Raw genomic sequence first — 14175 nt, forward strand, 5'->3', positions numbered from 1 at the left:
GTGCCGCTTCAGGAGATCTTGACGGCGATCTCCGCGGGCGGCCGCCGTCGGCCGACGAACACCGCCACGATCAGCAGGCTGGTCCAGACCAGGTGGAAGAACCAGAAGACGAGACTGACGACGCTGATCACCGTGTAGCGCGAGTCGCCGCCGTCCTCGATCACGGAGCGGATCCCGTACACCTGCCACCAGGCGCCGGCCATGAAGTCGACCGCGCCGATCGTGGCCGCCGCGACGGTGAGCCAGGTGGCGGCGGAGCCGAGGCGGGCGCGTAGCGCCAGCGCGGTGACTCCGGCCGCGATGAGCACGACCGCGCTGACGGTCTGCGGCAGCAGGGCGCCGAGCATGGACAGTTCGAACGATTCCACGGCTTCTCCCGAGGGGTGGGCGACCCGCACACCGTATCGAGCTTCTGCCATGCGTCGCCGCGCGGGCCGAAGGGCTCGTCCGCCATCCGGCGGCCCGCGAGCGTCCTCCCGAGGAGTGGGCGGGCCGGGCACCGCATCGGCGGGCGGGGGCCGGCGCGGCCCTACCATGACCACCGTGACGATCTCCTTCGCGCCCGGGGCGTACACCGTCCACGCGCCCGCCACCAGCGCCAACCTCGGGCCGGGCTTCGACGCCCTGGGCCTGGCGCTGGACCTCTGCGACGAGGTCACCGCCTGGGTGGCCGAGGACGGCAAGACCGCCGTCGAGGTGGTCGGCGAGGGCGCGGGCGAGCTGCCCGCCGACGAGACCCACCTGGTCGTACGCGCGATGCGGGAGACCTTCGGCGAGCTGGGTGTCCAGCCCGCCGGCCTGGGACTGCGCTGCGTCAACCGGATCCCGCAGGCGCGCGGCATGGGCTCGTCCAGCGCCGCGATCACGGCCGGGGTGACCCTGGCCAACGCGCTGGCCGGGGGCCGGCTGACCCGGGCCGACGAGGTGCGCATCGCGGGCCGGATCGAGGGGCACCCGGACAACATCGCCCCGTGCCTGCTGGGCGGCTTCACCATCGCCTGGACCGAGGCGGGCGGGGCGCGGGCCGTGGCGCTGCCGGTGGCCGCGGAGATCCGGCCGACGGTCTTCGTGCCCGCCGTACGCGGCCTGACCGCCCACGCGCGGGCCGCGCTGCCCGCCACCGTGCCGCACGCCGACGCCGCCTTCAACGCGGGCCGGGCCGCCCTGCTGACCCATGCCCTGACCGGCGCGCCGGGCCTGCTCTTCGAGGCCACCGAGGACCGCCTCCACCAGGGCTACCGGGCCGCGGGAATGCCGGAGACCGCCGCGCTGGTTGCACAGCTGCGGGAAGCCGGCGTGGCCGCCGTGGTGAGCGGGGCCGGGCCGAGCGTCCTGGCGCTTTCGCCCGTGCCGTCCGGTTTCGCGGCCGGCGGCAGTTGGTTGGCACACACTCTTGCGGTGTTCGCTGGTGGCGCCCGCGTTTCGGCGGGTAGGATCCCTGGTTAGAAACCGGGGCGTATCACTCGTCTTTTGCAGCATTTCAGACACGCCGAGTAGCCCGGTGTTGCCGCTGGTCTCAGTCGTTGATTACGCTCTAGGGCAGCACAGCCGCGAAGCGCCCGATCTTGCGGGGCGGCGTTACCGGAGCTCGGTTCAGACGGACACGTTAGCCAGACGGCCGTCCACCCCCAGTCCTATGCCTGCCGCAGACTGATCGCACGCTCCAGGCGTGTCCACGCCGTCGAATGTGGACGGCGCCGGAACGCCGTCGTGACTGCGCGAAAACTCCCGTAGCGCTCTGGATGAGCACCACGGGTTTCCGAGGCCGCCCGGCCGCCAACTGTCGTAAGAAGACCCGGGCTGCCCCGGCCAATCGAGGGAAGGAATCCATTGAGCGACACCACCGACATGACGTCGGATGTCTCCCACGTCGCTGACGACGCCTCCACCGGCCGGCGCCGCCGCTCCGCCGGCAGCGGTCTCTCCGCGAAGCTGCTGCCCGAGTTGCAGACCATGGCAGCGGGGTTGGGTATCACGGGCACCGCACGCATGCGCAAGGGCGAGCTGATCGCCGCGATCACGGCCAGCCAGGGCGGTGGCGCACCGCGCCCCCGTGCTGACGTCGCCGCGGCCGCCGCGCCGGCTCGCGAGGAGGTGCGGGCCGAGGTCCGCGAGGCGGCGGCGGGCGAGTCCGCGCCGGCAGCAGCAGAGGGCACCGAGCCGCGGGGCGAGCGCCGTAGCCGCCGCAACGCTCCGGAGCCCCGTGGTGAGGCGGAGGCGCCGGCGGAGGGCCGCGAGAACCGTCGCGAGTCCCGCCGCGAGCGCGCCGAGCGAGGCGACCGGGGCGACCGTGCCGAGCGCGGCGAGCGCAACGCCGACCGCGGTGAGCGCGGTGACCGTGCCGAGCGCGGGGAGCGTGGCGACCGGCCCGAGCGCGGGGAGCGTGCCGAGCGCGGCGACCGGTCGGAGCGCGGGGAGCGTGCCGCCGACCGCGGTGGCGACCGGGGCAACGACCGCGGTCCGGACCGGGGCGGCTTCGACGGTGACGAGGACGGCGACGGCCGTCGTGGCCGGCGCAGCCGGTTCCGTGACCGCCGGCGCGGCCGCGAGCGCGGCGAGACCGTCGGCGCGAGCGGCGGTGGCGGCGGCGAGCCGCACGTGGGCGAGGACGACGTGCTCGTTCCCGTCGCGGGCATCGTGGACGTGCTGGACAACTACGCGTTCGTCCGCACCACCGGCTACCTCTCCGGCCCCAACGACGTCTACGTGTCGATGTCGCAGGTGAAGAAGTACGGCCTGCGCCGCGGCGACGCCATCACCGGCGCCGTCAAGGCCAGCCGGGACGGCGAGCAGCGGCGGGACAAGTACAACCCGCTGGTGCGCCTGGACACCGTCAACGGCATGGAGCCCGAGGAGGCCCGCCGCCGTGGCGAGTTCTACAAGCTCACTCCGCTGTACCCGCAGGAGCGCCTGCGCCTGGAGACCGAGCCGCACATCCTCACCACCCGGGTCATCGACCTGGTCATGCCGATCGGCAAGGGCCAGCGTGCGCTGATCGTGTCCCCGCCCAAGGCCGGCAAGACCATGGTCCTGCAGGCGCTGGCGAACGCGATCACGAACAACAACCCCGAGTGCCACCTGATGGTCGTGCTGGTCGACGAGCGGCCTGAAGAGGTCACCGACATGCAGCGCTCGGTCAAGGGCGAGGTCATCGCCTCGACGTTCGACCGGCCGCCGCAGGACCACACCACCGTCGCCGAGCTGGCGATCGAGCGGGCCAAGCGCCTGGTCGAGCTGGGTCACGACGTGGTGGTGCTGCTGGACTCGATCACGCGTCTGGGCCGGGCGTACAACCTGGCCGCGCCGGCCTCCGGCCGCATCCTGTCCGGTGGTATCGACTCGACCGCGCTGTACCCGCCCAAGCGCTTCCTCGGCGCGGCCCGCAACATCGAGAACGGCGGCTCGCTCACCATCCTCGCCACGGCGCTGGTGGAGACGGGCTCCATGATGGACACGGTCATCTTCGAGGAGTTCAAGGGCACGGGTAACGCCGAGCTCAAGCTCGACCGGAAGATCGCCGACAAGCGCATCTTCCCGGCCATCGACATCGACCCGTCCGGCACCCGCAAGGAGGAGATCCTGCTGGCGCCGGAGGAGCTGGTCATCGTGCACAAGCTCCGCAAGGTCCTGCACTCGCTGGACTCGCAGGCAGCCCTGGACCTGCTGCTCGACAAGCTCAAGCAGACCCGGACCAACATCGAGTTCCTGATGCAGATCGCGAAGACCACTCCCGGCGAGTGACCTGAGCGAAAGAACGGCGCAGGGCCGGCACCGCGAGGTGCCGGCCCTTTCGTGTGTACGGGCTCAGCCCGCCTCGGCCGCCTCGACGATCAGGTCGGTGACCGGGCCGGGCTGGGAGGCCAGCGAGGCGTGGCCCGCGTCCAGTTCGATGGTCCGGCGGGCGCCCATGCGCTCGGCCATCCGGCGCTGGTTGTCCGGATTGATCATGCGGTCCTGGGTGGAGACCTGGTACCAGGTGGGCTTGGCCCGCCAGGCCGGGGCGGTGACCGGGTCGCCGAAGGTGGAGGCCGGCGGCGCCTTCTGCGTCACCGCCATGACCAGGGCCTCGTCGGCGGGCAGGTCGTGGCAGAAGCTCTCGTGGAACTTGTCGGGGTGCACCCACAGGTAGCCGTCGGAGTCCGGCGGCCCGATGTTCGCGATGGCCGCGGGCGGCAGTTCCTGAGTGATCTGGCCGGGGCTCTCCCCGGCGTCGGGCGCGAACGCCGCGATGTACACCAGGCCGGTCACGTTGGGCAGGTCACCGGCCTCGGAGAGCACCGCGCCGCCGTAGGAGTGGCCGACCAGCAGCACCGGCCCCGGCACCTGGCGCACCATGCGGCGGGTGCGCTCGGCGTCGTCGGACAGCGAGGTGAGCGGGTTCTCCACCGCGCGCAGCGCGCCGTAGCCGCGCCGGTGCAGCTCGACGATGACCTTGGCCCAGTGGGCCGCGCCGCCCCAGAAGCCGTGGACCAGGACGATGGTCGGCTTGTCTGCCATGTCCTCAGGCTAGGTCCGGCGTGAGGCCGCCGGGGGCGGATCGGCGATGCCGGAATCGGGCCGGCATCGGGGGATGTGCAACTACCTTTCAAGCTCTATTGTTTGTCTGAAGTTTTCCTTCAGGCATTCGCACTGCCGCGCGCGCCTCCCCGGAGGGGACTGCACTGGCGGCAGCACCCCACACCCCCGGGAGGAACCGTGCCTTCGCGAAGGCGGATACACCCCCTGCTCATAGCCCTGACCGCGCTCAGCGCGACCGCTGCCACGGCCCTGCCGCAGCCCGCGGTGGCGGCCCTGCCCGCCGCCGGCGCGGGACCGGACGGCGTCGTGACCGGACCCGACTACGTGGACACCCCGACCAGCACCCGGCCCGTCGCGCCCGGCGTCACGCTGACCTCGTTCGACCGGTACGACGCCCGCGGTTTCCTGCGCGCCGACGCGCTCAGCGTGGACCTGTCCGGCAGCGCCACCGTCGACTACGTGTTCCCGGGCGCGGTCGCGGCCACCCAGCCGCTGTCGCAGCAGCTGGCCGCCCGCGACGACAAGCGGGTCGTCGGCGCGGTCAACGGCGACTTCTTCGACATCAACAACTCCGGCGCGGCCCAGGGCGTCGGCATCCAGGGCGGCGAGCTGATCCAGGCCCCGATCGCCGGCCACCACAAGGCCGTCGGCTTCACCACCGGTGACGTGGGCCGCCTGGTCGAGGTGTACTTCGAGGGCACGGCCACGCCCGACGGCGGCGCTTCGCTCGCGCTCAGCGGCTTCAACACGCACGTCCTGGGCGCGAACGCGGTCGGGGTGTACACCGGCCTGTGGGGCGACTTCAGCCGGACCCGGCCGGTGACCGGCGCGAACCGGGTCACCGAGGTCGTGCTGCGTGACGGCGCGGTCGAGTCCGTCTCGGCGACGCCGGGCAGTGGCCCGCTCGCCGACGGCACGCAGGTGCTGCTCGGCCGCGAGGCGGGCGCGGACGCGCTGGCCGCGCTGACCCCCGGCACCCGGGTCGCGGTGTCGTACCGGCCGCGCAGCTCCGACGGCGGCGAGCTGAGCACCGCCATCGGCGGCAACGCCTGGCTGCTGCGCGGCGGGCAGCTCGCCGACGGAGCCGTCGTGGACAGCGACAACCCGCGCACCGCGGTCGGCTTCGACGCCACCGGCACGAAGATGTACCTGCTCACCGTGGACGGCCGGCAGGCCGACAGCCACGGCCTGACCCTGCGCGACCTGGCCGTGATGATGCAGCGCCTGGGCGCGCACGACGCGCTCAACCTCGACGGCGGCGGCTCGTCCACGCTGCTGGCCCGGGAGCCCGGCGCCACCGCGCCGCAGATCGAGAACGCGCCCTCCGACGGCAGCGAGCGCCCCACGCCCAACGGCCTGGCGGTGCTGTCGCCGGTCGGCACCGGGCGACTGACCGGCTACTGGGTCGAGACCGCGACCGCCCCGATGACCGCGCCGACGCTCAACGACGTACGCGGCGGGCGGCCGGACCGGGTGTTCCCCGGGCACTCCCGGCGGCTGACCGCGGCCGGCTTCGACGAGACCTACGGACCCGCCGCGGGCACCCCGTCCTGGAAGGTGTTCCCGGTGCTGTCCGGCCGGGTCGCCGACGGCTCCTTCCGCGGGCTGCTGCCCGGCGAGGCGACCGTCACCGCGTACCGCGGCTCGGCGTCCGGGCAGCTCACCATGACCGTGCTGAATCGGCTGGAGCGGATCAGCCCGACCACCGGGCGGCTGTCGCTGGCCGGGACGGGCAGCACCGGGAGCTTCGGCGTGCTGGGCTTCGACCGGGACGCGCTGAGCGCGCCGATCGAGGCCGACGAGGTGAGCCTGCGGTACGACACGTCGATCGTGGACATCGCCCCAGACGGGGCGGGCGGCTTCCGGGTCACCGGCAAGGCCGACGGCGGCACCGTGGTCGAGCTGACCGTCGACGGCACGACGACCCGGGTCGGCGTCACCGTCGGCTCGCGCGAGGTGGTCGTCGCGAACTTCGACGACGCCGCCGCGTGGAAGTGCACCACCGCACGCGCCAGCTGCGCGGTCTCCGCCGTGGCGGGCCGTGACGGGCTGGGCCTGCGCATGTCGTACGACTTCACCCAGTCCACCGGCACGCGTACCTCGTACGCGACCCCGCCGGCGCTCATCGAGCTGCCGGGGCAGCCGCTCGCCGTCAGCATGTGGGTCAACCCGGAGGCCGGGCGTGGTGAGTGGGCCAGGCTCCAGGTGTACGACGCCACCGGCGCGCTCGTCCCCGCGTTCAGCGGGCCGTATCTGACGAGCACCGGCTGGCAGAAGATCGAGTTCCCGGTCCCGGCCGGGTTGCAGCACCCGCTGAAGTTCCGCTGGTTCTACCCCGCGGAGATCAAACCGGACGCCTCCTACACCAACGCGATCGTCATCGACGACCTGGCGGTGAAACTGCCGGCCACCATCGACGTCCCGGCCGACCCGGCGTACCGGCGCGATTTCGTGATCCGCGACGGCGCGGCGGCCGACGAGCCGTGGCGCTTCGCGGTCATGTCCGACGCCCAGTTCGTGGCCCGCAACCCGGACAGCGACCTGGTTCGCAACGCCCGCCGCACGCTGCGCGAGATCAAGGCCGCCGCGCCGGACTTCCTGGTCATCAACGGCGACTTCGTGGACGAGGCCGCACCCGCCGACATCGCGCTGGCCAAGCAGATCCTCGACGAGGAACTGGGCGGCACGCTGCCGTACTACTACGTGCCCGGCAACCACGAGATCATGGGACCGGGCAACCTGGACAACTGGCGGGCCGTGTTCGGCGAGACCCACCGCGTCGTCGACCACCGGGGCACCCGGCTGGTCATGCTCGACTCGTCCAGGGGCACGCTGCGCGGCGGCGGGTTCGACCAGGTGCTCATGCTGCGGCAGGCGCTGGACGAGGCGGCCGACGACCCGGCGGTCGGCTCGGTCGCGGTGTTCTTCCACCACCCGCCGCGCGACCCCACGCCGGTGCAGGCCAGCGAGCTGGCCGAGGCGAAGGAGGTGGCCACGGTGGAACGCTGGCTGGCCGACTTCCAGTGGGCCTCGGGCAAGGGCGCGGCCATGGTGAACAGCCACGTCGGCACGTTCGCGGCCAGTGAGGTCGACGGGGTGGCGTACCTGATCAACGGGAACTCGGGCAAGGCGCCGTCCACCTCGCCCGCCGAGGGCGGCTTCACCGGCTGGACCATGATCGGCGTCGACCCGGTCAGCCCGCTGGAGTGGCTGGTGCCCCGGCTGTTCCCGCAGGCCGGGGTGGCGGACTGGTTCCACGCCGAGATCCGCCCGCACGTGGACACGCTGGATCTCAGCGCGCCCGAGACCCTCGCGGTCGGTGCGAGCGGCCCGGTGTCCGCCGTGGTCACCCAGGCCGGCCGGGCTGTTCCAGTGGCCTACCCGGTGTCGGCGGACTGGGCGGGCACGGTCCACATCGGCCCGGTCCGCACGGCTCCCCGTGACGCGGTCGCCGCGTACGACCTCGCGACCGGCCGGCTCACCGCCCTGCGCCAGGGAACGGCCACCCTGACCGTGACCGTCAACGGTGTCACCGCCACCGCGACGGTCACCGTCCCCTGACCCCCTGAGCAGCAACTCTTGAAGACTCGCGGCCTCAGAGTGCTTCTGAGGCCGCGAGTCTTCAAGAGATGCGCCAGGTAGGCGGGCCGGGCCGGTCAGGGGACGAGGTCGGTGACGGGGATGGTGGCCCAGTCGAGGCGGGGGACGGAGATGAGGTCGCCGGGGTGGAAGACGCCGGTGGACTCGTACACGTCGGTCTCGTCGAGCTGGTAGGTGTGCACGACCAGCTCGGGCAGCGGCTCGATGCGCCAGTAGCAGGGGATGCCGGCGTCGGCGTACTCCGCGGGCTTGTGCTTGCGGTCGGCGGTCTGCGTGCCGGGGCTGACGATCTCGACGGCGAGCAGCACGGCCTTCGGTGGGAAGCTGAACCAGTCGAGGTTCACCGCGTCCTGGCGCACCACCAGCACGTCGGGGTTGCGCCGGTGGTCGTCGGCGATGCGGATCTCCTGCTCGTGCAGCGCGGTCAGGTGCTCCGGGCACCGGCGGAGCAGGCTGTTGACGAGCCTCATCATGACGATCTGGTGCCGGGCTGTGGGAGGCGTCATGACGTGCAGCACTCCGTCCACGAGCTCGATCCGGGGATCCGGGGGCAGGGCGTCGTACTCGTCAGGGGTGACCGTCACCGCGCTCGGCAGCGTGATGTGCGCCCCGTCCTGGGCGACCTTCGGCGACGGCCTGGTCATCTCGTCCTCTCGACCTATGTCTGTCCATCCATGTTAAGAAGGGCACCTTCCTCTACCAATAGCGATAAGAAGGTGCCCTTCCTTTGGGCGAAGGCGGGGCGGGTCAGAAGTCGCCCTCGGCGACCTGGAAGACGGTGAGGCCGAGTTCGCGCCACATGCGGACGACCTGGTTGCGGTCGTCGAGGACGGCGACGACGTACCAGGTGTCGCGGATCTGCTCGTCGAAGATCTCGCGTTTGACCACGGAGTCCTTGCGCGGGTCCCCGGTCTCGCGCATGTGCAGGGCCGCGTACGGGACGCCGACGTGCTTGTCGAGCCAGGCGGCGGTGGAGTCGTAGCAGGCGTCGACGCGGCCGGAGCAGTAGACGATCGCGTGGCCCGCGGCGTGCAGGGCGCGGACCGCGTCGATCACCGGCTGGTGCGGCAGGTCGAGGTGGACGCGGGTGTGGTCGTACGGGCTGCGGTCGCCCATCAGCGCGACGGTGCCGTCGAGGTCCACCAGCACCGCCCGGGGCAGGCCGGGCTTCGGCTCGTAGACCAGGCGGGGGCCGCGCTGCGGCAGCACCAGCGGCTCGCGGCGGCCGGCCAGGTAGCGCTCGTGCATACCCTCGATGACCTCGGGGCCGACCCGCTCGGACTCGGGCCGGGCCGCGTCGCGCTCCAGGCAGACGGCCAGCGGCACGTCGGTGAAGTCGCGCACGGTCACCTGCGCGCCGCAGTCGATCGCCAGCTCGGCCAGCTCGCGGACCACCCGGGCGCGCAGGTTGGTGTCGTCGCAGATCACGTCGGCGCCCGCCTTCAGCAGCGCCTCGACCTGCGCCCGCTGGGCCACGGTGACCTGGCGCTCCGCCCAGCCCGCACCGAGGTTGCCGCCGTGCAGCATGCGGCGCAGGTCGTCGCGGTTGACCCGGACGCCGGGCTGTTCCTTGGCCCAGGTGGTCTTGCCGGAGCCGGGCAGGCCGCGGGTGATGGTGAGGGTGGGCATCGCGTTCACTCCCGTCGTGGTCATTCGTCGTCGAAGGTACGGCCGTGCGGTCGCTCGTCGCCGTCGGGCTTGAGCTCCTCCCACAGCTGGCGGCGGTACGGCTTGCCGTCCAGGTGCGCGAACAGGTAGCCGCGCAGCGGGTGCCGCCCGGCGATCACGGCGTAGTCCTTGCGGACCCAGCCCTCGGGCAGCCCTTCCATGATCTCGTCGTGCGCCTGCGCGACCTGCTTCTCCAGCTCGGCGAGGCCGGTGGTGAGACGGGTGGCCAGCTCGGTGACCCACTCGTGGAACTCGTCGGGCAGCGGCTCGGCGATCTCGGCGACCGTCGCGCCCTCGCCCAGCGCCGCCCACACCCCGCGGGCGCTCAGCCCGGTCACGATGCGGTGCAGGTGCACGTACTCCGCGTACTTGATCTTCACGCGTACGTCGGTGGCGAGCGCGTGCACGACCAGGCCCTCCCGGCCCGGCCGGGCCGGGGCGGCCAGCGCCTGCTCGAACGTCGGGTACGCGAACGTCTCCACCACCGGGCCGGGCCAGCCCGGCACCGCGCCCGGCGGCAGCGAGCGCCCCGTCGCGATCTCCACCGCGCCGAGCAGCACCAGGTCGTTCAGGCCGCGGTAGTCGACCACGATCCGGTTGCCCGGGTAGATGATCTCCACGAGCACGGTCAGCCCTTCCGGCGGCGTCCAGTCCGGGTAGCGCTCGCGCAGCAGTGCTGTCGCGTGCCGGGCCTGGTCCGAGGCGAACGAGCCGCGGGTCGCCACGGCCGGGCCGTCCGGTGTGACGTAGACGATGCCGAGCGAGCCGTCGGCCTTGTCCGTCACGACCACCGGCTCGTCCAGGCCGATCACGGCCGCGCCCGGCTGCCCGTGGTTGAAGAACTTGACCAGGGGCCGCGCCAGCACCGTCCCGGCGGCATCACAGATCAACCCGCGGCACGCCAGTGTCACCTCGTCCCACGCGTTCGCGTACGTGCACTTCTCCGTGTAGTTGTAGATCGTCAGCGGCAGCTCCGGATGGATCTGCGCGCGGACGAGCCCCTCGGCCATGGCGCGGTCCAGGGCGTCGGGCGGGAAGACAGCGGCGAGGGTCGTTGTTGTGGTGGGGGACATGGCCGGAGACGCTACGAGAATCGCTCGCGAAACGCAGCCGAGTTAGCCGCTGAAGATCGCGATCGGGGCGGATGGCATACTGGTCAGTCGGCCACCGGGACTGGTTCACGCCCGAGCTGTCCGGACGGGCGTCCGGCAGTGATGACAGCGACCCAGCGCCCATGAAAACGAAAGGACCGAGGCTATGAAGTCCGGTATCCACCCGCAGTACAACGAGACCACCGTCACGTGCTCCTGCGGCAACACCTTCACCACCCGCAGCACCGCCAAGGGCGGCGCGATCCACGCGGAGACCTGCAGCGCCTGCCACCCGTTCTACACGGGCAAGCAGCGCGTGCTGGACACCGCCGGCCGGGTGGCCAAGTTCCAGGCCAAGTACGCCAAGGTTCAGAAGAAGGACGCCAAGTAGCTGTCGTGACGACGCCCGCTCCGTACGTACGGAGCGGGCGTTGTGCTGTTGCAGGTCCTACCGCTGTCGAGTGAGGATTCGGACATGAGTAACGAACGGCTCACCGCGCTCCTGGCCGAGTACGCGGAGCTGGAGGCACGGCTGGCGGACCCGTCGATCCACGCCGACCAGGCCGCGGCACGCAAGGTGGGGCGGCGCTTCGCCGAGCTGACCCCGATCCACAAGACGGCGCACGAGCTGGAGTCGGCCCGCGCCGATCTGGAGGCCGCCCGCGAGCTGGCCTCGATCGACCCCGACTTCGCGGCCGAGGCGGTCGCCCTGGAGCAGCGCCTGCCGGAGCTGGAGGAGAAGCTCGCCGAGCTGCTCGCCCCGCGGGACCCCAACGACGCCAAGGACGTGATCCTGGAGATCAAGTCCGGCGAGGGCGGCGAGGAGTCCGCCCTGTTCGCGGGCGACCTGCTGCGCATGTACCTGCGCTACGCCGAGCGCCGCGGCTGGATCACCGAGGTCCTCGACTCCCAGGACTCCGACCTCGGCGGCGTCAAGGACGTCTCGGTCGCCATCAAGACCCGCGGCGTGCCCGACGGCGGCAACGGCGTCTGGTCCCGCCTCAAGTGGGAGGGCGGCGTCCACCGCGTCCAGCGCGTCCCCGCCACCGAATCCCAGGGCCGCATCCACACCTCCGCCGCAGGCGTCCTCGTCATGCCCGAGGCAGAAGACACCGAGATCGAAATCGACACCAATGACCTGAGGATCGACGTCTACCGCTCCCAGGGCGCCGGCGGCCAGTCCGTCAACACGACGGACTCAGCGGTCCGCATCACCCACATCCCCACCGGCACCGTCGTCACCTGCCAAAACGAGCGCTCCCAGCTGCAGAACAAGGACAAGGCGATGCGCATGCTCCGCGCCAAACTCGCCCAACTGGCCGAGGAACAGGCCCTAGCCGCCGCAGCCGACGCCCGCAAAGCCCAGATCCGCACGGTCGACCGCTCCGAACGCATCCGCACCTACAACTACCCCCAGAACCGCATCACCGACCACCGCATCGGCTACACCGCCTACAACCTCGACCTCGCCATCGGCGGCGACATGGACGGCGTCCTCGAAGCCCTCACCACCGCCGACCGCGCCGCCCGCCTGGCCGGCTCCACCGAACTCTCCCGCGCCTGACCCAGACCCCGACGATCTTGCGCGGACTGTGGGTATGACACGGGCAAAAGCCCCGTATCCCCAACAGTTCTCGCAAGATCGTCGCGATCTTGGGGGGGGGGTCAGTGGCCTGCGGAGTCGTAGCGGCGTAGGCCTAGGCGGAAGATCAGGCGGGACAGGAAGACGCAGTACAGGGCGACCAGGGGTGTCAGCAGGCCGATCCAGGCGGATTCCTTGCCCAGGAGCCAGGACGCCGGGAAGTAGCTGATGAAGGCGTACGGGACGAGCAGGGTGAAGGTGGCGCGGACGGCCAGGCCGTAGATGCTGAGCGGGTACTTGGCCATGTCGCCGGTGCGGATCAGGGTCATCGCGAAGACGGGGTGGTTGCCGCCCACCCAGAACGAGGCCGCGTTGCCGATGACGATGAGTGAGAGCAGGATGGCGGCGCTGGAGGCCAGCAGCATCAGCGCGCCGACCGCCCGGACGGGGCTCCAGGTGATGTCGGAGTTGGCCAGGCCCCAGGCGATCATCGCGCCGCCGCCGATGAAGTCGCCGATGCCGTGCAGGCCGATCCCGGCGCTGATCACCTGGGTGAGCACGGGGGCGGGGCGGACCAGGGGGTAGTCCAGCTCGCCGTGGTTGATCTTCCCGGCGAGCCGCCAGGTGCCCTCGAAGAAGAGCGGGCCGAGGCCGTTGACGAGGCCGTACGTCCCGGCGAGCAGCACCGCCTCGGGGTACGTCCAGCCGTTGAGGGCGGGCACGTGGGCGAAGACGGCGCTCAGGAAGATCAGGTTGAGCACCTGGAACAGCAGCCCGGCGACGATGAGCACCCAGAAGTCGGCCTCGTACTCCAGCACCGCGCGCAGGTGCGCGCCGAGGCTGCGCCGGTAGATCCGCAGCGTGCGACGCACGTCATCCTCCGTGGACGGTCAGGGCCCGCAGCGCGCGCCGCCAGATGAGCCGGGCTCCCCACCACAGCGCCAGCACCCAGGCCGCCTGGATGGCCAGCAGCTTCAGCGCCGCCCAGCCGGTGGCCTGGCCCAGGTAGAGCGCGGCGGGGGTGGCGGTGATGCTGGCGAACGGCAGCACCGCCGCCGGGCCCGCCAGCCACGCCGGCAGCAGCGCCAGCGGGATCAGCGCGCCGGAGAACAGGGTGACGATCGCGTCCTTGGCCCAGGAGACGCCCATGAAGTTCTGCGTCCAGAAGCAGGCCATCGTGGTGATGTACGCGATGGTGAACTTCAGCGGCGCGACCAGCAGGAAACTCACCGCGAACAGCAGCGCCTGCCCCGGGCCGGGCACGACCAGGCCGCCGGTGAAGGTCACGATCGCCGTCGCCGCGACCGCGATCGCGATGAACTCCGTGGCCAGGCCGCCCATGTGCTCGCTGAACCGGGCCCACTGGTAGTCCAGCGGCTTGGTCAGGTCGGTGGCCACGTGGCCCTCGAAGATGCGCGAGGCCATCCACCAGTCGCCGTACGCCGAGCCGATGGACGCGGTCGCCCAGCCCACCAGCAGGTAGGCCTTCATCTGGGCCCAGTCGTAGCCGCCGATCGCGCCCTCGGACAGCAGCGCGTGCCACACCGCCAGCGAGCCGGCCAGGAACGTCGCCCCGCCGATCCACAGGATCAGCGAGTTCAGGCGATAGGTCAGAATGCGCCGCGTCGACATGCGCAGCAGCCCCAGATAGGGTTTCACGCCTTCTCCTCGCTGCGCTCGTCGGCGGCATGACCGAGTCTGCTGATTCGCTCGCAG

12 protein-coding genes are annotated in these 14175 nt (G+C 71.7%); 5 read left to right on the forward strand and 7 right to left on the reverse strand.

From position 1 onward, the window contains the following. Positions 1-8: 8 nt before the first annotated feature. Positions 9-368, reverse strand: a complete 360-nt coding sequence (locus Cco03nite_RS37555; protein ID WP_203698792.1) for a hypothetical protein — start codon at positions 366-368, stop codon at positions 9-11. Positions 369-543: 175 nt separating this feature from the next. Between Cco03nite_RS37555 and thrB the strand changes: the two genes are divergently transcribed. Together thrB and rho are read left to right on the forward strand one after the other, a co-directional pair. Continuing rightward, positions 544-1446 carry a homoserine kinase gene (gene thrB / locus Cco03nite_RS37560; protein WP_373314423.1) on the forward strand — a complete coding sequence of 301 codons (903 nt, stop codon included), beginning with the start codon at positions 544-546 and terminating at the stop codon, positions 1444-1446. Positions 1447-1830: 384 nt separating this feature from the next. Then, on the forward strand, positions 1831-3741 hold the full coding sequence (gene rho, locus Cco03nite_RS37565) for a transcription termination factor Rho (RefSeq protein ID WP_203698794.1): 1911 nt from the start codon (positions 1831-1833) through the stop codon (positions 3739-3741). 63 nt (positions 3742-3804) lie between these two features. Here the strand turns inward: rho and Cco03nite_RS37570 are convergent, their stop codons facing one another. Further along, positions 3805-4497: an alpha/beta hydrolase gene (locus tag Cco03nite_RS37570; RefSeq protein ID WP_203698795.1), complete on the reverse strand. Its 693-nt coding sequence runs from the start codon at positions 4495-4497 to the stop codon at positions 3805-3807. 198 nt (positions 4498-4695) lie between these two features. Between Cco03nite_RS37570 and Cco03nite_RS37575 the strand changes: the two genes are divergently transcribed. Next, positions 4696-8079 (forward strand): phosphodiester glycosidase family protein, encoded by a 3384-nt coding sequence (locus Cco03nite_RS37575; RefSeq protein ID WP_203698796.1) that lies wholly within the window; start codon positions 4696-4698, stop codon positions 8077-8079. A gap of 95 nt (positions 8080-8174) precedes the next feature. Here Cco03nite_RS37575 and Cco03nite_RS37580 read toward each other — a convergent pair whose 3' ends face one another. The 3 genes from Cco03nite_RS37580 to Cco03nite_RS37590 form a co-directional block, all read right to left on the reverse strand. Beyond that, positions 8175-8762: a Uma2 family endonuclease gene (locus Cco03nite_RS37580; RefSeq protein WP_203698797.1), complete on the reverse strand. Its 588-nt coding sequence runs from the start codon at positions 8760-8762 to the stop codon at positions 8175-8177. Positions 8763-8865: 103 nt separating this feature from the next. Further along, positions 8866-9771: a phosphatase domain-containing protein gene (locus Cco03nite_RS37585; protein ID WP_239167976.1), complete on the reverse strand. Its 906-nt coding sequence runs from the start codon at positions 9769-9771 to the stop codon at positions 8866-8868. Continuing rightward, complete coding sequence (locus Cco03nite_RS37590; RefSeq protein ID WP_203698798.1) at positions 9768-10859, reverse strand: RNA ligase; 1092 nt, start codon at positions 10857-10859, stop codon at positions 9768-9770. The genes Cco03nite_RS37585 and Cco03nite_RS37590 overlap by 4 nt, the downstream gene beginning before the upstream one ends. 184 nt (positions 10860-11043) lie before the next feature. On the opposite strand from Cco03nite_RS37590, the gene rpmE reads away from it, so the two are divergent. Together rpmE and prfA are read left to right on the forward strand one after the other, a co-directional pair. Then, positions 11044-11268: a 50S ribosomal protein L31 gene (rpmE, locus tag Cco03nite_RS37595; RefSeq protein WP_203698799.1), complete on the forward strand. Its 225-nt coding sequence runs from the start codon at positions 11044-11046 to the stop codon at positions 11266-11268. Positions 11269-11352: 84 nt separating this feature from the next. Beyond that, on the forward strand, positions 11353-12441 hold the full coding sequence (gene prfA, locus Cco03nite_RS37600) for a peptide chain release factor 1 (RefSeq protein WP_203698800.1): 1089 nt from the start codon (positions 11353-11355) through the stop codon (positions 12439-12441). A 101-nt stretch (positions 12442-12542) separates the two neighbouring features. Here prfA and Cco03nite_RS37605 read toward each other — a convergent pair whose 3' ends face one another. Both Cco03nite_RS37605 and Cco03nite_RS37610 read right to left on the reverse strand, forming a co-directional pair. Beyond that, positions 12543-13331, reverse strand: a complete 789-nt coding sequence (locus Cco03nite_RS37605) for an ABC transporter permease (protein WP_203698801.1) — start codon at positions 13329-13331, stop codon at positions 12543-12545. A gap of 1 nt (position 13332) precedes the next feature. After that, complete coding sequence (locus Cco03nite_RS37610; protein WP_239167977.1) at positions 13333-14118, reverse strand: ABC transporter permease; 786 nt, start codon at positions 14116-14118, stop codon at positions 13333-13335. Positions 14119-14175: the final 57 nt, after the last annotated feature.

The organism is Catellatospora coxensis, assembly GCF_016862635.1.
Classification (GTDB): domain Bacteria; phylum Actinomycetota; class Actinomycetes; order Mycobacteriales; family Micromonosporaceae; genus Catellatospora; species Catellatospora coxensis.

What these genes read in the sequence shown, in the direction of transcription:
- Cco03nite_RS37570 (WP_203698795.1), bottom strand. Translation starts at nt 4,497, where the DNA reads ATGGCAGACAAGCCGACCATCGTCCTGGTCCACGGCTTCTGGGGCGGC.
- Cco03nite_RS37580 (WP_203698797.1), bottom strand. Translation starts at nt 8,762, where the DNA reads ATGACCAGGCCGTCGCCGAAGGTCGCCCAGGACGGGGCGCACATCACG.
- Cco03nite_RS37585 (WP_239167976.1), bottom strand. Translation starts at nt 9,771, where the DNA reads ATGACCACGACGGGAGTGAACGCGATGCCCACCCTCACCATCACCCGC.
- Cco03nite_RS37590 (WP_203698798.1), bottom strand. Translation starts at nt 10,859, where the DNA reads ATGTCCCCCACCACAACAACGACCCTCGCCGCTGTCTTCCCGCCCGAC.
- rpmE (WP_203698799.1), top strand. Translation starts at nt 11,044, where the DNA reads ATGAAGTCCGGTATCCACCCGCAGTACAACGAGACCACCGTCACGTGC.
- prfA (WP_203698800.1), top strand. Translation starts at nt 11,353, where the DNA reads ATGAGTAACGAACGGCTCACCGCGCTCCTGGCCGAGTACGCGGAGCTG.